26 protein-coding genes and 5 tRNA genes are annotated in these 24,388 nt (G+C 49.2%); 20 read left to right on the top strand and 11 right to left on the bottom strand.

The genetic code is table 11. The annotated features are described in order from the left end of the window. The first annotated feature begins 1 nt into the window (after nt 1). The 8 genes from dapC to greB are packed head-to-tail and all read left to right on the top strand — an operon-like array spanning nt 2 to nt 6,469. Nucleotides 2-1,201: a succinyldiaminopimelate transaminase gene (gene dapC, locus XMG48_RS03575; protein WP_173480662.1), complete on the top strand. Its 1,200-nt coding sequence runs from the start codon at nt 2-4 to the stop codon at nt 1,199-1,201. 8 nt (nt 1,202-1,209) lie between these two features. Then, entirely contained in the window at nt 1,210-1,551 is a 342-nt protein-coding gene (locus XMG48_RS03570) for an arsenate reductase (RefSeq protein WP_254443544.1), read from the top strand. Nucleotides 1,552-1,566: 15 nt separating this feature from the next. Continuing rightward, nucleotides 1,567-2,598: a 2,3,4,5-tetrahydropyridine-2,6-dicarboxylate N-succinyltransferase gene (dapD, locus tag XMG48_RS03565; RefSeq protein ID WP_173480660.1), complete on the top strand. Its 1,032-nt coding sequence runs from the start codon at nt 1,567-1,569 to the stop codon at nt 2,596-2,598. A gap of 26 nt (nt 2,599-2,624) precedes the next feature. Then, nucleotides 2,625-3,767: a succinyl-diaminopimelate desuccinylase gene (gene dapE / locus XMG48_RS03560; protein WP_173480659.1), complete on the top strand. Its 1,143-nt coding sequence runs from the start codon at nt 2,625-2,627 to the stop codon at nt 3,765-3,767. A gap of 1 nt (nt 3,768) precedes the next feature. Further along, nucleotides 3,769-4,578, top strand: coding sequence for a putative RNA methyltransferase (locus XMG48_RS03555; RefSeq protein WP_173505624.1), 810 nt, complete (start codon nt 3,769-3,771; stop codon nt 4,576-4,578). Between the two features lie 39 nt (nt 4,579-4,617). Further along, complete coding sequence (locus XMG48_RS03550; RefSeq protein ID WP_173480657.1) at nt 4,618-5,001, top strand: hypothetical protein; 384 nt, start codon at nt 4,618-4,620, stop codon at nt 4,999-5,001. Next, nucleotides 4,986-5,969: a zinc transporter ZntB gene (locus XMG48_RS03545; RefSeq protein WP_173480656.1), complete on the top strand. Its 984-nt coding sequence runs from the start codon at nt 4,986-4,988 to the stop codon at nt 5,967-5,969. The genes XMG48_RS03550 and XMG48_RS03545 overlap by 16 nt, the downstream gene beginning before the upstream one ends. Continuing rightward, complete coding sequence (gene greB / locus XMG48_RS03540) at nt 5,969-6,469, top strand: transcription elongation factor GreB (protein WP_173480655.1); 501 nt, start codon at nt 5,969-5,971, stop codon at nt 6,467-6,469. The genes XMG48_RS03545 and greB overlap by 1 nt, the downstream gene beginning before the upstream one ends. 7 nt (nt 6,470-6,476) lie before the next feature. Here the strand turns inward: greB and XMG48_RS03535 are convergent. The 4 genes from XMG48_RS03535 to XMG48_RS03520 form a co-directional block, all read right to left on the bottom strand. Continuing rightward, nucleotides 6,477-6,552, bottom strand: a tRNA-Lys gene (locus XMG48_RS03535). Between the two features lie 28 nt (nt 6,553-6,580). Next, nucleotides 6,581-6,656 (bottom strand) — tRNA-Lys (locus XMG48_RS03530). 16 nt (nt 6,657-6,672) lie between these two features. Next, a tRNA-Asn gene (locus XMG48_RS03525) sits at nt 6,673-6,748 on the bottom strand. Between the two features lie 20 nt (nt 6,749-6,768). Further along, nucleotides 6,769-6,856, bottom strand: a tRNA-Ser gene (locus XMG48_RS03520). A gap of 250 nt (nt 6,857-7,106) precedes the next feature. Between XMG48_RS03520 and XMG48_RS03515 the strand changes: the two genes are divergently transcribed. Then, entirely contained in the window at nt 7,107-7,877 is a 771-nt protein-coding gene (locus XMG48_RS03515; RefSeq protein WP_173480654.1) for a class II aldolase/adducin family protein, read from the top strand. Nucleotides 7,878-7,894: 17 nt separating this feature from the next. Beyond that, complete coding sequence (locus XMG48_RS03510; protein ID WP_173480653.1) at nt 7,895-9,070, top strand: mandelate racemase/muconate lactonizing enzyme family protein; 1,176 nt, start codon at nt 7,895-7,897, stop codon at nt 9,068-9,070. A gap of 12 nt (nt 9,071-9,082) precedes the next feature. Here the strand turns inward: XMG48_RS03510 and XMG48_RS03505 are convergent, their stop codons facing one another. The 3 genes from XMG48_RS03505 to XMG48_RS03495 all read right to left on the bottom strand — a co-directional run bounded on the left by XMG48_RS03505 (nt 9,083) and on the right by XMG48_RS03495 (nt 11,497). Then, nucleotides 9,083-9,946, bottom strand: coding sequence for an amidohydrolase (locus tag XMG48_RS03505; RefSeq protein ID WP_173480652.1), 864 nt, complete (start codon nt 9,944-9,946; stop codon nt 9,083-9,085). Further along, entirely contained in the window at nt 9,946-10,668 is a 723-nt protein-coding gene (locus XMG48_RS03500; protein ID WP_173480651.1) for an SDR family NAD(P)-dependent oxidoreductase, read from the bottom strand. Before XMG48_RS03500 ends, XMG48_RS03505 begins: the two co-directional genes overlap by 1 nt. 97 nt (nt 10,669-10,765) lie before the next feature. Beyond that, nucleotides 10,766-11,497 (bottom strand): glutathione peroxidase, encoded by a 732-nt coding sequence (locus XMG48_RS03495; RefSeq protein ID WP_173480650.1) that lies wholly within the window; start codon nt 11,495-11,497, stop codon nt 10,766-10,768. A gap of 181 nt (nt 11,498-11,678) precedes the next feature. Here XMG48_RS03495 and XMG48_RS03490 point away from each other — a divergent pair, with 181 nt between their 5' ends. Genes XMG48_RS03490 through XMG48_RS03480 form a run of 3 tightly spaced genes read left to right on the top strand, consistent with a single transcriptional unit; the run spans nt 11,679 to nt 14,390 of the window. Continuing rightward, nucleotides 11,679-13,031 carry a DEAD/DEAH box helicase gene (locus XMG48_RS03490; RefSeq protein ID WP_371731410.1) on the top strand — a complete coding sequence of 451 codons (1,353 nt, stop codon included), beginning with the start codon at nt 11,679-11,681 and terminating at the stop codon, nt 13,029-13,031. Next, the gene (locus XMG48_RS03485; RefSeq protein WP_173480649.1) at nt 13,031-13,819 is read left to right on the top strand and encodes a class III extradiol ring-cleavage dioxygenase; all 789 of its coding nucleotides are present in this window, start codon (nt 13,031-13,033) and stop codon (nt 13,817-13,819) included. Before XMG48_RS03490 ends, XMG48_RS03485 begins: the two co-directional genes overlap by 1 nt. Beyond that, on the top strand, nt 13,809-14,390 hold the full coding sequence (locus XMG48_RS03480; RefSeq protein ID WP_173480648.1) for a hypothetical protein: 582 nt from the start codon (nt 13,809-13,811) through the stop codon (nt 14,388-14,390). The genes XMG48_RS03485 and XMG48_RS03480 overlap by 11 nt, the downstream gene beginning before the upstream one ends. Before the next feature lie 13 nt (nt 14,391-14,403). Here XMG48_RS03480 and XMG48_RS03475 read toward each other — a convergent pair whose 3' ends face one another. From XMG48_RS03475 to hemA, 4 genes are read right to left on the bottom strand one after another with little or no spacing between them, the layout of a single operon-like run. Beyond that, nucleotides 14,404-15,147, bottom strand: a complete 744-nt coding sequence (locus XMG48_RS03475) for a molybdopterin-synthase adenylyltransferase MoeB (RefSeq protein WP_173480647.1) — start codon at nt 15,145-15,147, stop codon at nt 14,404-14,406. Further along, nucleotides 15,147-15,971 (bottom strand): peptide chain release factor N(5)-glutamine methyltransferase, encoded by an 825-nt coding sequence (gene prmC / locus XMG48_RS03470; protein ID WP_173480646.1) that lies wholly within the window; start codon nt 15,969-15,971, stop codon nt 15,147-15,149. The genes XMG48_RS03475 and prmC overlap by 1 nt, the downstream gene beginning before the upstream one ends. Nucleotides 15,972-15,974: 3 nt before the next feature. Then, nucleotides 15,975-17,060, bottom strand: a complete 1,086-nt coding sequence (gene prfA / locus XMG48_RS03465) for a peptide chain release factor 1 (protein WP_173480645.1) — start codon at nt 17,058-17,060, stop codon at nt 15,975-15,977. A gap of 15 nt (nt 17,061-17,075) precedes the next feature. Next, nucleotides 17,076-18,341, bottom strand: a complete 1,266-nt coding sequence (hemA, locus tag XMG48_RS03460) for a glutamyl-tRNA reductase (protein ID WP_173480644.1) — start codon at nt 18,339-18,341, stop codon at nt 17,076-17,078. Nucleotides 18,342-18,505: 164 nt separating this feature from the next. On the opposite strand from hemA, the gene XMG48_RS03455 reads away from it, so the two are divergent. From XMG48_RS03455 to ychF, 7 genes are all read left to right on the top strand, one after another. Beyond that, nucleotides 18,506-20,215 carry a tetratricopeptide repeat protein gene (locus XMG48_RS03455; RefSeq protein WP_173480643.1) on the top strand — a complete coding sequence of 570 codons (1,710 nt, stop codon included), beginning with the start codon at nt 18,506-18,508 and terminating at the stop codon, nt 20,213-20,215. Continuing rightward, nucleotides 20,197-20,769 carry a lipoprotein insertase outer membrane protein LolB gene (gene lolB, locus XMG48_RS03450; RefSeq protein WP_173480642.1) on the top strand — a complete coding sequence of 191 codons (573 nt, stop codon included), beginning with the start codon at nt 20,197-20,199 and terminating at the stop codon, nt 20,767-20,769. Before XMG48_RS03455 ends, lolB begins: the two co-directional genes overlap by 19 nt. 96 nt (nt 20,770-20,865) lie before the next feature. Next, a tRNA-Gln gene (locus XMG48_RS03445) sits at nt 20,866-20,941 on the top strand. A gap of 72 nt (nt 20,942-21,013) precedes the next feature. Beyond that, complete coding sequence (locus XMG48_RS03440; RefSeq protein ID WP_173480641.1) at nt 21,014-21,955, top strand: ribose-phosphate pyrophosphokinase; 942 nt, start codon at nt 21,014-21,016, stop codon at nt 21,953-21,955. A 111-nt stretch (nt 21,956-22,066) separates the two neighbouring features. Beyond that, the gene (locus tag XMG48_RS03435) at nt 22,067-22,657 is read left to right on the top strand and encodes a 50S ribosomal protein L25/general stress protein Ctc (protein WP_173480640.1); all 591 of its coding nucleotides are present in this window, start codon (nt 22,067-22,069) and stop codon (nt 22,655-22,657) included. Nucleotides 22,658-22,678: 21 nt separating this feature from the next. Beyond that, complete coding sequence (pth, locus tag XMG48_RS03430; protein WP_173480639.1) at nt 22,679-23,272, top strand: aminoacyl-tRNA hydrolase; 594 nt, start codon at nt 22,679-22,681, stop codon at nt 23,270-23,272. Nucleotides 23,273-23,281: 9 nt separating this feature from the next. Further along, nucleotides 23,282-24,373: a redox-regulated ATPase YchF gene (gene ychF / locus XMG48_RS03425; RefSeq protein ID WP_173480638.1), complete on the top strand. Its 1,092-nt coding sequence runs from the start codon at nt 23,282-23,284 to the stop codon at nt 24,371-24,373. Nucleotides 24,374-24,388 lie beyond the last annotated feature (15 nt).

Raw genomic sequence — 24,388 nt, 5'->3', positions numbered from 1 at the left:
TATGAATCGAGATCTTTCGTTACTACAGCCTTATCCTTTTGAAAAACTGGCAAAGCTATTGGGCGGTCTAAGACCACCTCAAGAGATGGAGCACATCTCATTGGGCATCGGTGAACCGAAACACCCTGCCCCTGAGTGTGTGACTAAGGTGTTAAACGAAACCGTCGATCTTGTTGCAAACTACCCAACGACCAAAGGCAGTGCCGAGCTTCGCGATACGATTGCCGCTTGGGCCACACGACGCTTCAAACTGAAGAGCGATAGCCTAACTGGAGAGCAGAACGTGCTACCGGTAATGGGTACTCGTGAAGCGATCTTTGCTTTCACTCAGTGTGCAGTCGATCGCAAACCAGGGGCTTTGGTACTATCACCAGATCCCTTCTACCAGATCTATGAAGGGGCCGCTTACCTAGCGGGAGCAGAGCCTTACTTCTTACCCACTTTGGCTGAAAATGGGTTTATTCCAGATTACGACTCGATCACTGATGATATTTGGGAACGTTGTGAGCTGCTATTTATCTGTTCACCCAACAACCCAAGCGGTTCAGTCCACTCTGCAGAGACCATCAAAAAGCTGATTGCGCTAGCGGATAAATTCAACTTTATCCTAGCCTCTGATGAGTGCTATTCCGAGATCTATTTTGACGAAGCGAACCCACCCGTAGGTCTCCTAGAGGTCTGTGCGCAACTTGGCCGTCACGATTACAAAAATTGTGTCGTATTCCACAGTCTCTCAAAACGTTCCAACCTGCCTGGACTTCGCTCAGGTTTTATCGCCGGTGATGCCGCTCTAATCAAGCCGTTCCTGTTGTTCCGCACCTACCATGGATGTGCGATGCCACTTCAGGTTCAGAAAGGCTCCATTGCCGCTTGGAATGATGAGACTCACGTCCAAGATAACCGTGAACAGTACCGTCAGAAATTTGCAGCTGTTCTTGAGATTCTTGAACCGGTTATGGATGTCAAAATGCCAGATGCTAGCTTCTACCTTTGGGCGAAGACACCGATCGATGACGACGCTTTTACCGCAGGACTGTTTGAACAACAAAACCTAACAGTACTACCCGGTCGTTACCTCTCGCGTGAGACCGATGCAGGACTCTACCCTGGTGCCGGTTATGTTCGTATGGCACTGGTAGCAACGGTTGAAGAGTGTGTCGAAGCGGCTTGGCGAATTCGCCGTTACATCGAGTCGCTGTAAGGATGGCTATGAACCTTTACGGCATTCCAAACTGCGACACGGTAAAAAAAGCGCGCAAGTGGCTCACTGATCAGGGTGTGGAGTTTACCTTCATCGACTTTAAAAAGAGCCCACCCACAGCCGAACAGATTAAGCAGTGGGTTGACGCGGCCGGTATTGAGGTTGTCCTAAACAAACGCGGTACAACCTGGCGCAAGTTGGACGATGCCACTAAAGCGATTACAGATGAGTCTGTATTGATCAATATGATGAGCGAACAGCCCAGCATGATCAAACGCCCAATTTTTGAATTCAATGGTCAGATTGAGGTCGGTTTTACCACTGATACTCAATCGGCATTAACGATTTAACACGAGGATATAGAGATGACTAATTTTGCATTTGGCCTAGGTGTAGGTACTAAATCAGCGGCTGGCGACTTGCTAGAGGTCTACTACAACCAACCACTACTTAATGCAGACTCAGCACTGGTTAATGCTGCAGGTAAAGCCGTGGGTTACACCGGTGGCAACGCTGCGATCGAGGTAGATGCCGCTCAGCTAAAAGCTCTAGAGGCTGCATTTTTGAGCGTTGGCGCTGAAGATCAAGCCGAGATTGTCGAGGTTCTTGAAGGAACCGCACAGCCCGTCATCTTGACGATCCTTGAATCTGACGATGCACCAACGACCACGGCTGAAGTCTACCTTAAGCTGTCATTGATCTCGCACCGTCTCGTTAAGCCTCACGGCCAGAACCTAACCGGTATCTTTGGTCTGCTACCGAACATCGCCTGGACGAACGAAGGTCCAATCGCGGTCGATGAGCTCTCTAAGCGCCAGCTAGCCGCTCGTGCACAGGGTCGCATGCTTCACGTTCACTCAGTCGACAAGTTCCCACAGATGGCGAACTACGTTGTGCCAACGGGTGTTCGTATCGGTGCCGCATCTCGAATCCGCCTAGGTGCTCACGTAGGTGAAGGCACCACTGTTATGCACGAAGGCTTCATCAACTTCAACGCAGGCACTATGGGTGTCAGCATGGTTGAAGGTCGTATCTCTGCCGGCGTCGTCGTAGGAAACGGCTCAGACCTAGGCGGTGGTTGTTCGACTATGGGCACTCTCTCTGGCGGCAACAATGTCATCATCTCTGTTGGTGAGAACGCACTGCTAGGTGCCAATGCAGGTCTAGGCATTCCACTAGGGGATCGCTGCACACTGGAAGCGGGCCTCTATGTAACAGGCGGCTCGAAAGTGACCATTCTTGATGACCAAAACAACGAAGTAACCACGGTTAAAGCGTCTGAACTGGCTGGCAAGTCGGATCTACTGTTCCGTCGTAACTCACAAAACGGCCGTATCGAAGTTAAAACAAACAAGTCAGCAATTGAGTTGAATGAAGAGCTACACGCTCACAACTAATCCTGAAAGACAAAGGTAGATAGAAGATGACTCAGCGCTCCGCCACTCTCGAACTTGCTTGCGATCTAATCAGCCGCCCTTCTGTTACCCCAGAGGACGCAGGTTGCCAAGCAATGATGTGTGAGCGCCTTGAAGCGCTGGGCTTCACTATCGATCATATGCCGTTTGAAGAGGTGACCAACTTCTGGGCACGTCGAAACCAAGAGGGTCCTGTACTCTGTTTCGCAGGACACACAGACGTCGTACCAACCGGCCCTATTGAGCGCTGGAAAACTCCACCCTTTGAACCGACCATCATTGATGGTCAGCTGCACGGGCGCGGCGCGGCTGATATGAAAGGCAGTATAGCTGCCTTTATGACGGCACTGGATCGATTCGTTGCTAAACATCCGGATCATAAAGGCTCTATCGCTCTTCTGATCACCAGTGATGAAGAGGGTCCCTACGTCAATGGCACAACGCGAGTCATTGATACCTTGGAAGCTCGCAACGAGAAGATCACCTGGGCAATTGTGGGCGAGCCATCGAGCACAACCTTGGTTGGCGATGTCATCAAGAACGGTCGTCGCGGATCGCTTGGCGCCACCCTGAAAGTGAAAGGGGTTCAAGGCCATGTCGCCTACCCTCATCTGGTGCGCAACCCCATTCACGAATTCGCGCCAGCATTAGCCGAACTGTCACAAACTGAGTGGGATCAGGGCAACGACTTCTTCCCACCCACCAGTTTTCAAGTCTCTAATATCAACGCAGGCACCGGTGCGACCAACGTTGTACCTGGCGAAGTCGAAGTGAAGTTTAATTTTCGTTTCTCAACCGAGGTGACTGACACTGAACTGCGAACGCGTGTTGAATCGATTCTAGAGAAGCACAATGTTGAGTATGAGATTGAGTGGAACCTATCGGGTCAGCCTTTCCTAACGGCAGCCGGTGATCTAGTCGATGCGGCTCGTGATGCCATTCGATCGGTCACAGGCCGAGAGACCGAACTGTCAACAAGCGGTGGTACATCAGACGGTCGCTTTATCGCTCCGACAGGTGCACAGGTGGTTGAGCTAGGTCCTGTTAATGCCACCATTCATAAGATTGATGAAAACGTTTCTGTCGCCGATCTAGACACCCTCTCCGAGATTTATGAACAGGTCATGATCAACCTGTTGACTGACGCCTAACATGGAGCTGATCTGCCCTGTCTGTCAGGAGCGACTATCACTCAACGAGCAAAAGAAAACGCTCCGATGTGATAACAATCACAGCTTTGATCGAGCCAAACAAGGCTACTGGAACCTGCTTTTAGTGCAAAACAAACGCAGTAAGGATCCTGGTGACAACCCCGAGATGATTGCTGCGCGAAGTGACTTCTTGAATGCCGGCTATTACGCCCCAGTCTCAGACACTTTGAACGAACTAGCTCGGCAATATACTGACACCCACCCAAGCGTTATCGATTTAGGCTGCGGCGAAGGCTACTACACCCTCGCACTGCAAAACACCTTAGATCAGGCCGAGATTCTAGGCTTAGATATTTCCAAACACGCCATCAAAGCGGCCTGCAAACGCTCGAAGTCAATCACCTGGGTGGTTGGATCATCAGCTAACATCCCAACAGAGAATCACAGCTTAGATCTCGCTGTCATCGTATTCAGCCGCATACTCGGCGAGCCTATCGCAAACGCCCTGAAAGAAGATGGACACTTAATCATTGCCTATCCAGGCGAGCGCCACCTCTACTCACTGCGCGAAGCGATCTACGATGAGGTGCGAGAAACCGACTCTTCACCCGAAAGCGCTTTAGGTACACAGTTCGAACGCATTGATGAGCGACGTGTTCATTTTGAGATTGAACTCACCTCACGCGACGCACTGCATAACCTATTTATGATGACCCCCCACGGCCAACGCGCAGCAAAACAGCTGGCTGATTATCAACAATTCACGACCGAAGTGGATATTCATCTCGCAGTTTTCAAGAAAAGCGCCTAAATTACCCCTATACCCTGTCATTCGCGTTAAGGAACAGTGATGAGCGAGCAACGCCACCCCGACATCGAGGTCTACGTCAAAGAGCGCACAGCCCAACAGATCCTAGAGTGGGTCCAAACACTCGGCACCCTGACAACCGATAAGAGCACTAAAGAGTCGATAAAATCTAAGCTCCTCATCGGCGATGTTGAAATCCCCGTTTTGATTCAACAGCGTGTTATCGGTAAAGCGTGGAGCTCTGTTTGGTTTGATAGCAGCGAGACACCCTGGGCAACCGATCTCGAATGTGCGCATCAAATCGCGAAAGAGATGGAGACTCAAACTCGCTGTATCGCCTCCGGCTGGCAAGAGGGAGATGAGCCCGATGAGTGGTATAAAGTCCACCAGGGGGTCGAGGAGAAAATTGTATGGAATACGAACTAAAACAGCCTGCACTACTCCACGCTCTTTTGCTAGATGGTCAGGGCGGTGCTATTGCACTGAATTCTGAACAGATCTCTCAGCGGAGTGAGCTTGACGGTGAAGTTTGGATACATTTGGACTACACCGAAAAAGAGAGCCACACCTGGCTAGAGGAGCACTCAGGTCTATCGCAATCAGCGATCGATACCCTTCTAGCAGATAAGGTGCGTCCAAGAACAACCAGACTCGATGATGAACTGCTCATCGCATTGCGAGGGGTCAACTTAAACGTCAATTCTGACCCTGAAGACATGGTCTCTATACGCCTTCTTCTTAAACAGAATTGTCTCATCACGACACGCAAGCGTCGCCTACAATCTGTGACACAACTGGTTGAACAGCTCCAACAGGGCAAAGGCCCAAACACCCTCTCGGATCTGATCACAGAGTTGGCAGACGGCCTGACAGAACGTATTGGTCGTTTAGTAGAAGAGTTAGATGTGCGGCTTGAGTCCCTTGAAGAGCAACTGGAGCAACAGGGCTCAAAGAGCCTGCGTGAACCGCTAGCCGAGATGCGTACGACTAACGCTCGACTCAAACGTTATTTAGGCCCACAAAAAGAGGCTCTGACACAATTGATAGCCTCTAAGAGCACTCTTCTCAATGACGATCATCGCGCCTCGCTGTTTGAGACGAATGACCACCTCACTCGTCATATAGAAGATCTAGACATGTTGCGAGAACGCGCAGGTGCGGCACAAGATAGCATCATGGCCCAGCTGTCAGAGCAACTGAATGAGCGTCTATACCTTCTCGCCATCATCTCCGGACTCTTTCTACCCTTAGGATTTTTAACCGGTCTACTCGGAGTAAATCTTGGTGGTATACCCGGTGCTGACAACAGTTCAGCGTTTTTCATTTTCCTAGCAGCTCTATCGGGTACGACCGGCTTACTGGTCTACCTACTTAAGCGCAAAGGCTGGCTCTAGTGGGCCGTTGGCGACCCCCTGCAGAGAAGAGCTCCCCCTACATTACCAAAGAGGGGTATGAGCGCTTGAATGCAGAGCTTAAACATCTTTGGAAGGTAAGACGCCCAGAGGTCACACAAGCCCTCAAAGAGGCTGCTGCAGAGGGCGACCGTTCAGAGAATGCAGAGTACATCTATCGTAAAAAAGAGCTCAGAGAGATCGATAGGCGCGTTCGATACCTCGCTAAACGTATGGATCACTTTAAAGTGGTCGAACATCTACCAGAGCAACGCGATACCGTCTTCTTTGGTGCCTGGGTGACCCTAGTTGATGAAGAGGATAACGAGATTGAGTACCGAATTGTCGGAGCCGATGAGATCAACCCTAAACTAGGTTACATCAGCGTTGACGCCCCACTGTCGAAAAAACTGCTAAAGCGTCAACTGGGCGAAGAGATAGAACACAATACACCAGACGGAAGAACACTCTGGTATGAGATATTGGCGATACGATATGAGTAGCAAGAAATGGTGGGTCGTATAGGATTCGAACCTATGACCAATTGATTAAAAGTCAACTGCTCTACCAACTGAGCTAACGACCCTGAACAGGTAATGTGAGATTTGTGAGAATGGTGGGTCGTATAGGATTCGAACCTATGACCAATTGATTAAAAGTCAACTGCTCTACCAACTGAGCTAACGACCCACTCCAAATCTCGGTTTGGCTCCTCGAGCTGGACTCGAACCAGCGACCAATAGATTAACAGTCTACTGCTCTACCAACTGAGCTATCGAGGAATAAACCTTGGACATCCTAATGGCGGAGGGACAGGGATTCGAACCCTGGGAGCCTCTCGACTCGTCGGTTTTCAAGACCGGTGCTTTCGACCACTCAGCCATCCCTCCGTTAGGATGGGCGCAGATGTTACCGTCCTCAGTTTTTCTGTCAACCATTAGCCACAAAAAATTCACAAAAAAGTGAAAAAAAGTTCTTTTTTGATCACCCAATGATCAGTTTGTTCAAGGATTGATCAGACAAGCGACATAAATCGGAAATCTTCCAACAAACGCCTTAGCGAATTGTGATGAATGTCAGTACTTGCAGCGACCGCCCTGTGATAGGATTCGACTAACAATTTCTACATTGAGTAACGCTATGTACAACATTCCTCAGGTCAATCTTCGGGGCAAAGTATCCGATATCGAGTGGCAAACGCGCATCGATTTAGCCGCAGCCTACCGACTGGTCGTACTGCATGGTTGGGATGATCTTATCTATACCCACATCTCGGCACGCATCCCAGGTACAGAAGAGCTACTGATCAACCCGTTCGGCCTACGATTCGATGAAGTAACCGCTTCCAATCTGGTCAAGATCGACATTGATGGCAATAAAATCGATCCAGACTTTCCGTACGACATTAACCCTGCAGGTTTTACCATTCACAGCGCGGTGCACCTTGCACGTCACGAAGATCAGTGCGCATTTCACTTGCATCACCCCGATCTGATAGCAGTTGCGACTCGCAAAAAGGGACTACTGCCATTAAGTCAGTACTCAGCCTTTGCGCTAGCCAGCATCGCCTACCACGAGTACGAAGGTTTGGCGGTTAACCCAGAAGAGATAAAGCGTCTTCAGGATGATCTTGGCACCGCCAACTTCTTCATGTTGCGAAATCATGGTGCGCTGACAATGGGCAAAACCATTGGCGACGCTTTCATGCACATGTACGACCTGATTATGGCCTGTGAAGTACAGGTCAAAATGCAGCATAACGCGACTGATATTGTTCCTGTTCCACAAAGCGTGATCGATGGCATCAAAGCCCAGGCAAATGTCGTACATACCGGAACAACGGGTGGCCAAAAAGCTTGGCCAGCGATGCTACGAAAAGTTAAACAAGCTTACCCAGAATTTGATCAATAATTATTAGAGTTTAAGCAATGAAAATCACCGAAGTAGAGATTTTTGATATTCACTGTCCAGAGCGCCCGCCCTGGAACCCTGTCTTTGTCCGCATTCATACCGATGAAGGTATTCACGGCCTCGGTGAAGCGGGCCTCGCCTACGACTGGGGACACAGTGCAGCGGCCGCAATGGTTAAAGAGATCGCCGAAGCGGTTTTGATCGGCTTTGACCCGTTTAAGACAGAGCTTTTATGGTCACGCATGCTACGTGAGAGCTTCTGGGGACTTGGCGGAGGCCCTGTTCTCTATTCGGCGATGAGTGCCATCGACACCGCACTGTGGGATATCAAAGGTAAAGCACTGGGTCTGCCTGTTTACCAACTTCTCGGTGGTAAGACGAATGACAACCTGCGCACCTATGCCAGCCAACTACAGTTCGACTGGGATAAAGATTGCACCAAGATGCTGACGCCTGCTGATTACGCCCGTGCGGCCTCCAAGGCGATGGCAGAAGGCTATGATGCCGTTAAAGTCGATCCGATCGTCTACGATGCTAACGGTGATTCAAGCTTTGACCGCACCAAGCTCTTTAAACCAGCACAGATGAAGCTGTTTGGGGATCGACTGCGTGCCATTCGTAACGAAGTCGGTGACGAAGTCGACATTATCTTCGAATCACACTCTTTAATGGGTGCCGCATCGGCCATCCAGATGGGTAAAGTGATCGAAGAGGTGGGCTGCATGATGTACGAAGAGCCGGTGAACTACCTCAACTCTAAAGTGCACAAAAAAGTATCCGAGGGTGTTAACGTGCCCATCGCAGGGGGTGAACGCCTATATCACCGCTGGGATGTTCGTCAGTACTTTGAAGATCAATCGATCGATGTACTTCAGCCTGATGTCGGCCTCTGTGGCGGCTTCACTGAAGCTAAGAAGGTGTGTGACTACGCCGATGTCTACGACATTCGCATTCAAGCCCACGTGTGTGGTGGACCCGTAGCAACCGCCGCGTCACTGCAACTGGAAGCGGCGATACCTAACTTCCTTATTCACGAGCACCACACCTATGCCATCAAATCGTGGAACCGTGAGCTCTGTATTCAGGATTATCAGCCAGTAAACGGTAAGTTCAGTGTTCCAGACCTTCCTGGTATCGGCATTGAACTGAACGATGAGATTGTCTACCGCTCACCGAATGTGAAGGTTAAGTAGTCAAATAGAAGACTAGAATCGGTAGATCTCACGCGCGTTGAGGTCTACCAACTTTTCAATTGGCAAACTTGCCTCTTGCAACACTCGCACAACCATCGACCAATAGTCGCTATAGCTCATAGAGAGTGTAATCAGAGGAAAGTTGGAAGCGACCATCACCCTACTCTCACCAAAAATCGAAACGACAGTTTCAATCGTCTGCTTAAGTGTTTTTTCGGTAAACGACCGATCGAGCATTTCAAAGCCAGAACATTTCACTTTTAGATTAGCCAATCCAGATAGCTTTTTAAGTCCAGCCAGCCACATCTCACTCTCTGTCTCAGGCAAAGCAGATGAACCGAAACCCTGATGGTTCAGAACAACTTGAAGTGCAGGAAATTGTTTAAAGAGATTAAACACCTTATCAACATCATCGAGCTCGGTAACATCAAACTGCAGTTCAAAGATAAGGTCAGCCTGCTCTAAACTTCGCAAATTAAGCAGGGTATTCGGGCTACTAAGAATCGTATCTAGCTGATCATCAAAAATATCTCTAACTCCAACAAGTGAAGTGCGTTTAGACAATTCAGATAGCTGCTGATTAAACTGGTCAGGGCTTACACAAAGATCAACACAACCCACTGTCTTGATGGGCAGCGCTGCTTGAGACTCTACCCAATCAACCTCCAACCAAGATTTTGAATTATTAAAGCCCGCCTCTATATGAGAGTATCCAGATAGGCTTAGCCCATCAGATAGAAACAGATCAGACGCTCCAAAATCCCTGAGTAGTTTCGATTTATCAGGCCAGTATGGGGCTGAGTTTGGCTGCAACCAACCATACTCACCTTCAGCAAGATTAAACAGATGCAGGTGCGGATCAGTAATATTGATCATTAGCGCGTGGTGTATCCGCCATCAATCGGCAACATGGCACCGGTGACAAAACCCGCCTCATCACTGGCCAAGTAAGCCACCATTGCGGCCACCTCATTAGGTTGCCCAATGCGCCCGATAGGCTGCTCATTGGCCTCTGCCTGATGCACTTCATTGAGATCTGAACCTGAGCGAGCACAATAGGCTTCAACCGCTTTGGTGTAGAGCGGCGTCTCGATCGTACCTGGGCAGACAATATTGGAGCGGATATTAAACTGGGCGTAATCGATTGCAGTGGTTTTGGCGAGTGAGGCCAGAGCGTGCTTGGTCATGTTGTATGCACAGGAGTTCGACTTAGCGACTGACGATTGATCTGAACCGATAAAAATGATCGAACCGCCCTGCTCTTTCATGTGCGGCACAGAAGCTTGAACAAGCGAGAAGGCACCCTTCACGTTCAGATCAAACATCGAAATAAAATCCGCTTCGCTCGTCTGTTCAATATTAGCGGATAGATGACGCCCAGCGTTGGATACAACCACATCGATGCTGTATTGATCGGCAATATGATTAACAGCGTTCGTTACCTTTTGATGATCCGTCACATCGCAGATCAACGTCTCGCCAACGGCGCTTGGGCTGATGTCGAGGTTAAATACCCTATCGCCCAGCTCAGCAAAGCGCTCTGCAATCGCCAAACCTATCCCCGAAGCACCACCTGTAATCACAACTGTTCGCTGCATAACTCACCTATCTAGATTGATGAGCCATTGTAACCAGCCAGTGCCAGACAGGTCTATAAACCTGTCTGGCACTGTTTGATAAGGGTTTAGCTATATATTATTTGGCCAACCAAGCCTCTAGTTCATCAGCACCACCAATACGCTGCCCATCGATAAATACCTGAGGGGTGGTTCCCTGACCGGTAACAGCCGCTAAGGTTGAGTAACTTAGGCCTTTTGCACCTAGGTTTATCTCTTCGTAGCTGTATCCCGCTTCGCGCAGCGCCTTTTTGGCACGAGTACAGTGCGGGCATCCTGGTTTGGTAAACACAGTAACGCGCATAGGCTGTTCCGCATTCGCATTGATGTAGTTCAACATGGTGTCAGCGTCTGACACTTTGAATGGGTCGCCTGGCACATCCGGTTCGATGAACATCTTCTCGATGACGCCATCTTTAACCAGCATCGAGTAGCGCCAGCTGCGCTTACCAAAGCCAAGATCCGCTTTATCAACCAACATACCCATGCCGTCGGTAAACTCGCCATTTCCATCAGGAAGCATGTAGATATTCTCTGCACCCTGATCACCAGCCCAGGCATCCATCACAAATGGATCATTCACTGATAGGCAGATGATGCTATCCACACCCTCTTTGGCGAAGACAGGAGCCAATTCGTTATAGCGAGGCAAGTGCGTGCTTGAACAGGTCGGTGTAAATGCACCCGGTAATGCAAACACAATGACCGTTTTACCCTTGAAAAGATCATCTGTTGTGACTTTAGCCCACTCGTTATTGTCACGAATTGGAAATGTAACCTGTGGAACTGCTTGTCCTTCACGGTTCGTCATGGCTTAACTCCTATATGTAAAGCTCGTTCGTTTCGATAGATTTAGAATATGAGAAACAGATCTTTTAATAAAATTAATTAAAACTAATCACTCCATATTTAAAACCTATAACAACAATAAATAGAGAGCCCTGTTGCCTAATCTGATAGAATCGCGCCATTCATTTATGTAGGAACTTTGCGTGTTTAGCGAACTCGATATCAGTGATCGTATCTTAAAAGCGATCGACCAAATGGGCATTACTCAACCCACCCCAGTGCAACAGGAGAGCATCCCTGTCGCGTTAGAAGGTAAAGACCTTCTGGTTGGTGCAGAAACAGGCAGCGGTAAAACACTCGCTTTTGTTGTGCCACTGCTGCAAAAGCTGCTCGATACGCCTAAACCTCGCTCGGGCACACGCGGATTGATTCTGACCCCTACTCGAGAGCTGGCTGAACAGGTCGAAAACATGTGCGCCGAGCTAGCGGCATTCACACAAATTCAGGTTCAGAGCGTATGTGGCGGTGAAAACTGGTCAAACCAGGTTGCTCGCCTACGTAAAAACCCAGAAATTTTAGTGGGCACACCAGGTCGCTTGAAAGAGCACCTTGAGCGCAACACCCTCGATTTTGATGATCTTGAGTATCTTGTTCTTGATGAAGCCGATCGCATGCTCGACATGGGCTTTAAAGATGAGATGAGCTTTATTATTGATGCCTGCCCTACAGAGCGTCAGACGCTACTGCTCTCTGCAACGCTCAACCACAGCAAACTTCAAAGCCTGATCAATGTTGGTCTTAAAGAGCCGGTTCGATTGCAGCTAGCGACTGCACAAGATGCTGTTGAGACGATCACACAGCAGATGATCCTAGCTGATCACCCTGGTCACAAAGAGAAGATACTACTTTGGCTTCTAGATAACGAAGAGCATGAGAAAGGGATTATCTTCTGTAATACCCGTGCCTTTGCAGAGCAGCTTGGTACTAAATTACAACGTGAAGGTCGTCGCATTGGCATTCTTCATGGCGAGATGGAGCAGCCGGAACGTAAACGTATTCTCCAGCTATTCAGAGATGGCCGCATCAACCACCTAATCGCAACCGATGTTGCTGCACGTGGATTGGACATTGAAGGTGTCGACCTCGTCATCAACTTTGATATGGCGCGTAAGGGTGACGAGTACGTTCACCGTATCGGCCGCAGTGGTCGACAGGGACGCAAAGGTTTGGCCATCAACCTGATCATGTCGAACGAGTGGAACCTATCCGCGACCATCCAGCGCTACCTTAAAGTGACGTTTGAGATGCGATCCATTGCGGGACTAAAAGGTCACTACAAGGGGCCTGAAAAAGTTCGTAAGAACGGCCGCGCAGCGGGTACTAAAAAGCGCAAAGAGTCTGATAAACGTAAGAGCAGCGATAAGCCTAAGGTTAAACAGCGCGCTCGCGATAAGAAGGATATCGGCAAGCGTCGTCAACCAACAGCTGCTGCATTAGGCGATGGCAATGCACCAATGATGCGCCGTAAGACTACGGGACTGGATCCAAACGACTGATGAAACAAGCACTGCCCTCTTTCTATTTGAGCCACGGCTCACCGCTTGATGCATTGGTGTTCGGGGAATCTGAACAGCAGCGCCTTGATGAGCTAGAAAAATACCCGCAACCCAAGGCAATACTCATCATGTCGCCCCACTGGTTTACTGGCGGGATTAAACTGACCTCATCACTCCAGCCTGAAACCATTCATGATTTTTACGGTTTCCCTGATGAGCTGTTTGCTATTCAATACCCTGCCAAAGGGGATTTAGAGTTGGCGATTTACACGCAGTCGCTACTCACCTTTGCCGGTTATGAAGTGGAGTTGGATGCACAACGCGGTTTAGACCACGGAGTCTGGGCCCCGCTTAGACATCTCTATCCAGACGCAGATATTCCGGTTGTGGCTCTCTCTATGCCAAGAACCAGCACGCCTGAATCACTCTACAAAATGGGGTATGCACTGCGTTCCTTAAGACAAGAGGGGGTGCTCGTCATTGGATCCGGCAGCACGACCCACAATCTAAGAGATGTTCGCCAACCTGGTCAGCCTGAGTACGTAACCGTGTTTACCGACTGGCTAAAAACTCGACTGGAAAAACGTGAACTGGCCACTCTACTAAACTACCGTTCAGTGGCCCCTTATGCACAAGCCGCCCACCCCACTGATGAACACCTTATACCGCTCTACTTCGCACTGGGTGCGGCAGGTGATGAGTGGATCAATCTGAAACATATGAACGACGAAGTCCGACACAGCGCTATCGCCATGGACTCTTGGATGTTTGGCATCAATGCTGAGTAAGCTGTTTAAATCAAACATCGATAAACTCAAAAAGGCTCTACTCAAAGAGGATCTCAAAGGCTTTAGGGAGATCCTAAACAGAGTCGACCCTGCTGAACTATCAACTGCATCAACACAGCTCATTGAAGCGACGATTAACGAGTCCGCACCTGACTATCTAGAGTCACTTCTGCAGAAACTGCAGATCGCTGACACTGAGACACTGCTTAATTACGGGCTATTAGCCTGCACCACTGAACAGCCGATCAAGACCCTAAGAGTGTTACTAAGAGAGGGGTTAAATCGCATCTCCAACCAGCAAATCAATCAGCTGAGTAGGTTTATTGTAAACAATAGGGAGAGTGATCGAATGGCCCTGCTCAGCCTAGTGTCACAACATGGCTGTGACCTCAACGGTGCGACTGAAGCGATTGTGTTCGCAATTAAAAATGAAGATAGAGAGCTGATGAAGTTTTTGATTGAGTCCGGTGTCAGACTGAACGAGCAACAGTTAACAGAAGCCTCTGAAACCTTTCAAAGCTACGCCAGCCGCATTGTAGCTGACAAAACATTGAGAGACAGTTGGCTTTAAATCCCACTAAGATTTAACCACAGACCTCACAAGTTGCTCGCTTAGATAACTTCAACGTTTGAAATTGCATCGTCTTGGCATCAATAAGCAGCAACCGCCCTTCTAAAACCTCGCCGATGCTAGCCAACACTTTGAGTGCTTCCGCTGCTTGAATCGTACCGACCATACCAACAAGAGGCGCAAACACGCCAGAGGTTGAACAGTTTTGATCAACATTGGCATCCGCAGGATAGAGGCACTGATAGCAAGGTGTTTCAGGGTGGCGAGGATCATAAACACTGACCTGCCCTTCAAAACGAATCGCAGCACCTGAGACCAGCGGCTTACCGGCCTCAAAACAGGCTCGATTCAGTGCATGGCGGGTTTGGAAGTTATCGGTACAATCAACGACCAGATCCACACTGCTGACGGTGCGTTGCAACAACTCACCATCTAATCGATCAGTGATCACGCTGGCCTGGGTATTGGGATTGATCTCAGCAATCTGCGCTTGGGCCGACTCTACTTTAAACTCACCCAATCGTTGATGCGTATGGATCACCTGACGCTGAAGGTTGCTTAGCTCGACTCGATCATCATCAGCCAGTACCAACTCACCCACACCTGCCGAAGCCAAATAGAGTGCAACTGGGCTGCCTAATCCACCCAAGCCAACGATCAACACTTTGGCGTTTAACCAAGCCTCTTGACCGGCCGCGTCGACTTCCGGCAACAGAAGGTGTCGGCTGTATTGCAATAACTGTTCATCATTTAACATCAGACTCTCCAACAACCACCGGTAATTCTGGGATTACCCCCATAATCTTGTCGTGTTTCAACCTGTTCAAATCCAACCTGTTTAAGTTTATTGGCCACCTGCTCCGCTTGATCATAGCCATGCTCTAGTAGCAACCAGCCATCACCCTTCAAATAGGCTGGAGCTATCTCAATAATATAGAAGAGATCGGCTAGCCCTTCATCCTCGGCAGTCAATGCCGTTAGGGGTTCAAAGCGGACATCACCCTGCTCTAAATGAGTATCTTTAGGATCAATATAGGGTGGATTTGAAACGATTAAATCGTACTGACCGGCCAAAGGTTCAAACCAAGAACCGGATAGCACCGTTAAATTAGAGGCGCCTAAACGAACTGCGTTTCGTCTTGCCAACTCAGCGGCCTCTGCAACGAACTCCACAGCACTCACTTGCCATGCAGGGTTTTCCAGCGCCAACGCGATGGCGATAGCACCCGTTCCTGTACCTAGGTCGACTGCAGATGCTTTCGAATTGAGAGGCAACTCAAGGGCCCACTCAACCAAGGTTTCGGTATCAGGACGAGGAATTAACGTGTGTTGATTGACCTCTAGATCAAACGACCAGAAGCCACGACGTCCCGTTAAGTGAGCGACAGGAGTGCCCTGTGACCGTTTAACTAGGAGTGAATCAAACTGGCTAAGCTGCTCTGCTGTCAGCTCTTTTTCCGGCCAAGTTCTAAGATAACTGGGGTCTTTTTGAAGGACAAAGCAGAGTAGATGTTCTACATCGACGCGAGCAGAGTCTGATTTCAGCTCTGCCGATTTCGCTAGGGCCTCGTCGATGCGCATCAATTAATCGTCAGACAGCGCCGTTAGCTGCTCTGCCTGATACTCCTGCATTAGCGTATTGAGAACCTCATCCATATCACCCTGCATCACCTCATTTAGCTTGTAGAGGGTCAGGTTGATACGGTGATCGGTCAGACGTCCCTGAGGGTAGTTGTAGGTACGAATACGTTCTGAACGATCGCCCGATCCAACCAAGCTTTTACGGGCGCTGGCCTGTTCCGCTTGCACCTTATCGATCTCTGCCTGCTGCAGACGTGAGGCGAGCAGCGCCATCGCTTTAGCACGGTTTTTGTGCTGCGAACGCTCCTCCTGACACTCAACCACTACACCTGTTGGGATGTGCGTAATACGAATTGCGGAGTCTGTTTTGTTGACGTGCTGACCACCGGCACCGGATGCACGGAAGGTATCAACTCGCAGGTCCGCTTTATTGATATCGATTTCGGCCGACTCATCCATCTCAGGCATTACCGCAACGGTACAGGCCGAAGTATGAATGCGTCCCTGGGATTCGGTTTCAGGCACACGTTGTACACGGTGCGCACCCGATTCGAACTTCAGTCGAGAGTAAACGGCATCGCCGATAACACGAGTTATGATCTCTTTGTAACCGCCGTGCTCACCTTCATTCGCACTGATGACCTCTACCCGCCAACCGATCTTCTCGGCATAGCGTGAGTACATTCGAAACAGATCACCGGCAAAAATAGCCGCCTCATCACCACCGGTTCCCGCTCGAATTTCAAGAAAGACGTTACGACCATCATTAGGGTCTTTCGGCAGCATCAAAATTTGCAGATCAGCATCAAGTTGCTCTTCTAGGGCTTTAGCCTCTTTGAACTCCTCTTGCGCCATCTCTTTTAGATCAGCGTCGTCCTCTTCCATCATCAGAAGCGCGGTCTCTTGATCCTCTTTCGCCTGATTCCACTGGTTAAAGGTGGCGACGATCGGCTCTAGGTCCGAATATTCACGTGAGTAATCACGGAACTGATCTTGATTGCTAATAACACTCGGATCGCTCAGCAGAGCCGACAGCTCTTCAAAACGATCAACCAACGACTCCAGTCGCTGACGTATGGATTCTTTCATCTTTAATTTCCGACGCTAATCTTTCGATTGCGGATTGAGTTGAAACAGCTCTTGAACCGATCGCTGCAGATCGTCACGACCCTCGGCAGACGCTTTGCGCAACTGCACACTAGGCTCGTGTAAAAACTTGTTGGTTAAACCATTCGCTAAACGCTTTAGCACCTCTTCAGGTGACTTACCATTTTGCAGTTGCGATAGCGCCTTCTCTAGCTCTTCATCGGCTATGCTCATCTGCTGCTGTCGAAGAGCAGTCAATGTATCGACGGCATCCAACTCACGCAATTGACGCATGAAAAGTTCTGCACCCTGCTCAATGATCGCCTCAGCCTCTTGCGCGGCCTCCTGTCGTGAGCGCTGATTCTCTTCGATCACCTCCGTCAGGTCATCAACGGTGTAGAGGTAGACATCCTCAAGATCGCCCACCTCGGCTTCGATGTCACGAGGAACGGCAATATCCACCATAAACATAGGACGGTGACGACGAACCTTGAGCGCACGCTCAACACTGCCTTTACCCAAAATAGGCAACTGCGATGCCGTAGAGGTAATCACGATATCCGCGTTAGGAAGCTCATCAGGGATAGAGGCAAACTCAACCGCTTTACCATCTACCTCATCAGCCAATGCCAGAGCACGTGATAGCGTTCGGTTCGCGATGGTAATCGATTTGATTCCAGCATTTTTCAGGTGTCGAGCCACCAGCTCGATGGTTTCACCGGCACCAATCAGTAGCGCTCGGCTATCCGCCAAATCGGCAAAAATGTGCTGCGCCAAGCTGACCGACGCATAGGCAACAGAGACTGGGTTCTGTCCAATACTGGTCTCGGTTCGAACCTGTTTGGCCACAGAAAAAGTCTGTCTAAAGAGTCGACCTAACTCTGCATGCGCTCGTCCCGCCTCTTGCGAAACAGAGTATGAGTCTTTCAACTGCCCAAGGATTTGAGGTTCGCCCAACACTAAGGAGTCCAAACCCGATGCGACACGCATCATGTGACGTGCAGCACCTAAATCCCAGTGCTCATAGATACAGTTGGCGAGTTGTGACTTATCGACCTGGTGATAGCTAGCCAACCAGTTGAGCAACTGATCTGATCCATCACCCTCTAAACGGCAGTACAACTCAGTACGGTTACAGGTAGAGAGTATAGCCACCTCTTCAAGTGCGGCCTCTTCACAGGCTTGCTTTACAGCGTCAACCAAAGACTCGGGCGCAAAGGAGACACGCTCCCTGATCTCAACCGGAGCGGTTTTATGGTTAATCCCTAAAGCGAGTAAAGACATGAATCCCTTTTGTACCTAAATATTACAGGTCGCTAATAATACACGGTAAAGACTAGTCTAATAAGACCTAGACCACTGTTTTTGTTCTGTTTTGCAGCTTATACACATGACAACACCCGATCGGTTTTCTATAGTGATGAGATTGGTAACCTAGGAGTTGAGATTTGAGATCGACAATAATCAGTGCATTGGCCCTTTCGGCTCTTCTAGCGGGTTGTACTCCTACAAAACCAAACAGCCCTTCAGAGCAGGCAGAACTTAAAAGCGCCGACTCGACTACCATCTATACACCGGGCGAACTTAACCAAGAGTCTTTGCTAGATTTGATCAGCGCTGAGCTCTATGGTCAGAATCGGGACTTTGCTCAATCCCAAGCACTTTTTTACAAGCAAGCACAACTCTCGCAAAGCCCTGAACTGGCTGAACGCGCTACTCGCATTTCACAATTCATGCGTGATGCAGAGCTTGTCGAGCAGTCGGCAACACTATGGCAAACGCTCGATCCAAACAAAGCCTTACCCTTTCAAATTTTGCTTAACCTCTACTTTCAAGAGGGCAAAATCGATCAAGCGTTGGAGCTCCTAGCAAGCCGTTCCGAATTTAGTGCTGAGACTTATGGCCTGATCGAAAGCCACCGTGCAACCTTACAACCCACGGAACTCAATGCACTGTTCGATCTCCTTCAGCATCTAGGGCCAGAGCAACAACAAAAGCTACCCAATATTCTGCTTCAAGCGCGCATCCAACGCTCACTTCAGCAACCCAACAAGGCCATTGATCTACTTGATCAGGGGCTGGCCATTGATCCTAATAATGCCGATCTAACTTTGGATAAGGCACGCGTCATTGGCATCGACCTTGAAGAGATCCCACGCGCACTGGATCTCATGCAGCCTGCACTAATAGAGCATACAGACCACAGAGAGCTTCAGGCTTTCCAAATTCGACTGCTTCTAATAGAGAGCCCAGATCAAGTCCCTAACCTAGTTGAGTCGGCCATCAACGAGAGTAATGAAGATCCACAACTGATCTACTACTACGCACTGCTACTGCTGGAAAACGAATTGCTCGACCCGGCTGAGCGTTGGATAGACCGCCTGATTGCCATGGATCCAGAGAACAGCGATATCTACCTCTACAAAGGAGCCATCGAGCAACAGCGTGGCAACACCGAAGCGGCTCTGAACGCTTACGGCAAGGTTAAATCAGGTGACAATCTACTAAACGCTTTTGCAAGAACCTTAGAGCTCATTGATCCAGCAACATCTAGCAGTGAGTTAGAGGTGCGCCTAACGACGCTCATCAAACAAGATCCAGAACGTATAGAGCCTTTGACCCGCATCGCCGCCGAATGGTTACTGGATCAACAACGCAATCAAGAGGCGATCGACCTGATCGACGAACAGCTAAAAATTGTTCCACAAGCCAACTCGCTGATTTATGCGAAAGCGATCGCTTTTGAACCGATCGATCCTGAGCAGATGCTGATCAACCTTGAACTAGCACTCTCATTGGATGAAGAGAACCCAAGCCTTAAAAATGCTCTAGGCTACTCAATGCTGCTCTATTCAGACGATTTTGAGAGGGCATTTAACCTGATTAAAGAGGCTTACCAGTCAACCCCGGACGATCCAGCAGTCATCGACTCTATGGGGTGGGCGTTTTATCTATCAAATAACTATCAAGAAGCTCTGATCTACATCGAACAAGCCTTTAAAGCTTTTCCCGACCCAGAGGTCGCTAAACACTACATTCAGGTGCTGGCCAAATTGGAACGGATTGACGAAGCCAAGACATTACTGGACACTCTGCTTCAAGATCACCCTGAAAACCGTCATACCCTTGAGGCCGAGCAGTGGCTAAACAGCTTGTAAAACTTTTTATACTGATCAGCTCAATCGCGTACCTAAGCGGGTGCATAACAAAACCTAAACCTATTCCTGTGCAACCGCTGACTGAACCCGTTCACTTCTCCTTTAGTGTGAGCGGAAAACTCGGTGTACGCGGAGATCAGATCAGCGAAAGCGCCCGCTTTAACTGGACCCAAAACCAACAGACGTTTGACCTAGCGCTGATCGACCCCTTTGGCCGCCAGGTCATGAGACTGACCGGCAATGATCGTTTTGCAAAGCTCGAAACGGACGATCAACAGAGCTACGTAGCAGATTCAGCCGAAGCCTTGATGCAGGAGTTATTGGGCTGGCAACTTCCAGTAAATCATGCCCTCTACTGGATTCAAGGCAGACCCGATCCAAGACAACCCTTCGTTGCAAAAGAGCCTGGGCAATTTCTGCAAAACGACTGGCAGATTAGCACGCTCGCACAGACGACTCTTAGCAGCGGCAAGACAGCACCTCGCAAGCTTAAAATGAGCCACACCCAACTGGATGTCACCTTAATCATCTCTGACTGGCAATTCCCACACTGATTCTGTGTAAAAAACAGTCAACAGGGGTTGATTTATAGCGCCTCTAATTTAAAATGTGCGCCTCTTAAATTTAGTGGGAAACCACTGGAGAGCGCTAGGGGTATAGCCAAGTTGGTAAGGCACTGGATTCTGATTCCAGCATTCGTAGGTTCGAGTCCTGCTACCCCTGCCATTTATTACGATGACAGATCCTCAACAAACGACTTCATCATACATTTCTTTTGACAAAGAGCAGGACTACGACGTGTCTAAGATGATGGTATTTACTGGCAATGCAAACCCAGCATTGGCAGAACGTGTAGCAGAGCGCCTAGATTTGGATCTTGGCCAAGCGACAGTATCCCGCTTCAGCGATGGTGAAGTAAGTGTAGAGATTCAAGAGAACGTTCGCGGTAAAGACGTTTTCATCGTGCAGTCGACCTGCGCACCGACAAACGACAACCTAATGGAGCTTATGGTCTTCATTGATGCTATCCGTCGTGCGTCAGCAACACGTATCACAGCGGTAATTCCTTACTTCGGTTACGCCCGCCAAGATCGTCGTCCACGTTCAGCACGTGTACCGATTAGCGCTAAAGTTGTGGCGACCATGCTAACCAACGTAGGCGTTGACCGCGTTTTGACAGTAGACCTGCACGCAGACCAGATCCAGGGTTTCTTCGATATCCCTGTTGATAACGTCTACGGTTCACCTGTTCTTCTAGACGACATTAACGACCAGAACTATGACGATGTTGTGGTTGTATCACCAGACATCGGTGGTGTTGTTCGTGCTCGCGCAGTCGCCAAACAGCTTGATACGGATCTTGCGATCATCGATAAGCGTCGTGAGCGTGCGAATGAATCACAGGTTATGAACCTCATCGGCGACGTTGAAGGTCGTACTTGTATTCTTGTTGATGACATGTGTGATACAGCAGGCACACTGTGTAAAGCAGCAGCTGCATTGAAAGAGAAAGGCGCGAAACGCGTTGTCTCTTACATCACACACCCGGTTTTCTCTGGCCCAGCCATTGATAACATTGCAAATTCTCAGCTTGATGAGATGGTTGTTACTGACAGCATCCCACTAAGCGAAGCCGCGAAAGGCTGTAGCAAAATTCGCCAACTTTCACTGGCACCCATGTTGGCAGAAGCGGTACGCCGTGTCTGCAACGAAGAATCAATCAGCGCGATGTTCCGTTAAGAACAGCTGATTTTAAGAGCTTCGGCTCACTAAACGCCCTTCGGGGCAAACAAAGCTGTAGAGATCTGGTCGCGGGTCCCTGCAGTTTTTAAATTTATATAGGTATATAAAATGTCTAACTTCACTCTAAATGTAACTGCCCGCGAAGATCAGGGGAAAGGTGCGAGCCGCCGCCTGCGTCGCGCTGGCCAAGTACCAGCAATCGTTTACGGTTCAGCTGAGCCACAGAGCATCAGCCTAAGCGCAAACGAACTAAGTAAAGCACTTCAAAACGATGCGTTCTACTCATCGCCAATCGCGCTAGACCTAGACGGTACTAAGACAGTTGTAATCATCAAAGATCTACAGCGCCACCCTGCGAAGCCTGTTGTTCTTCACGCTGACTTCCAGCGCATCGATGACAACCAGCGCATTAAGATCCGCGTTCCACTTCAGTTCGTTAACTTCGAAAAATCAGCGGCTGCTAAAGCATCTGCTAAATTCGCTGCAGAAACAGCTGTTGTAGAAGTAACTTGTCTAGCTAAAGACCTTCCTGAGTCAGTCTCTTGTGACCTTTCTCAGATCCAGACTGGTCAGATTGCTCACCTTTCAGACATCGCTCTGCCAGAAGGTGTTGAAATCGTTGCTCTGCGTCGCGGCGAAGACCACGACCAAGGCATCGGTTACTGTTACTCACCACGCGGTGCTAAAGTAGCAGGCTAATAGCCTAATACGTGCCAGCTTATGGAAGGTATCAGCCTCATTGTCGGACTAGGCAACCCAGGTGCTGAGTATCACGAAACACGCCATAACGCTGGTGCAGAACTGGTTGAGCAGCTCGCTGCTCAACACAGTTCACCTCTTCAGCCCAACAAAAACTACTTTGGGCTCTACAGCAAGATCCTAATCAACGGACAACCCGTTCATCTATTGGTCCCAACGACCTTTATGAACCGGTCAGGCAAAGCCGTTGCAGCACTTGCAAACTTTTTTAAGATTCCCATTCAATCCATTTTGGTCGCTCACGATGAGCTAGATCTACCACCGGGTGTATCACGTCTAAAAAAAGGCGGCGGTCACGGTGGACACAATGGTTTGCGTGACATTATTGCCAGCATGGGCAATAACAAAGATTTTTACCGCCTCCGTTTAGGTATTGGACATCCGGGCAGCGCTCAACAGGTTGCAGGATTTGTACTGCGCAAAGCACCGATTGCTGAACGTAACTCTACCCAACAGGCGATTGATGAAACGTTGAGATACATCCCGATGATTGTCTCAGGGGATCATGCCAAAGCAATGAACACACTTCACAGTTTTAACGCATCAGCGAAATAGGACAGTATCATGGGATTTAAATGTGGCATCGTCGGCCTACCAAACGTCGGCAAATCAACGCTCTTTAACGCGCTTACTAAAGCGGGTATCGATGCAGAGAATTTCCCATTCTGTACCATCGAGCCGAACTCAGGCATCGTTCCTATGCCAGATCCACGCCTAAACGCACTGGCGGAGATCGTAAACCCAGAGCGCATCCTGCCAACCACGATGGAGTTTGTGGACATTGCAGGCTTGGTAGCAGGCGCCTCAAAAGGCGAAGGTCTTGGTAACAAATTCCTTGCTAACATCCGTGAAACGGATGCCATTGCACACGTGGTTCGCTGTTTCGAAGATGATAATGTCATTCACGTCGCTAACCGTATCCACCCACTTGAAGACATTGAGACGATCAACCTAGAGTTGGCTCTGTCGGATATGGAGTCCTGTGAAAAGCAGCTGCAGCGTGTACAACGTTCAGCTAAAGGCGGTGACAAAGAGGCGGTTGCACAGAAAGCACTGCTGGAAAAACTAATCCCTCACCTATCAGAGGGTCAGCCAGTTCGCTCACTAGAGCTCTCTGATGACGAGCAGAAACTAGCGAAGGGATTCCACCTACTAACGACTAAACCGACCATGTACATCGCTAACGTCTCTGAAGAGGGTTTTGAAGATAACCCTCATCTAGATGCGGTTCGTGAGTTTGCCGCTAATGAGAACGCTGAAGTCGTTGCGATCTGTAACAAGCTAGAGTCTGAAATCTCAGAACTGGAAGATGACGAACGCCTTGAGTTCCTACAAGACATGGGTATGGAAGAGCCAGGCTTGGATCGTGTAATTCGTGCAGGTTACCAGCTACTGGGTCTGCAAACTTACTTCACAGCCGGTGTTAAAGAGGTCCGCGCTTGGACCGTCAAGATCGGTGCTACTGCACCCCAGGCTGCAGGCGTCATCCACACCGATTTCGAAAAAGGCTTCATCCGTGCTGAGACGATCAGCTACGATGATTTCATCGAATATAAAGGTGAAAAAGGCGCTAAAGAGGCGGGTAAAGCTCGCCTAGAAGGTAAAGATTACATCGTCAAAGATGGCGACGTTATCCACTTCCGTTTCAACGTTTAAAACGAAAATTTGTGA

Source organism: Marinobacterium sp. xm-g-48, assembly GCF_013282925.1.
Lineage (GTDB): Bacteria > Pseudomonadota > Gammaproteobacteria > Pseudomonadales > Balneatricaceae > Marinobacterium_E.
This window is presented reverse-complemented; position numbering and strand designations above follow the sequence as displayed.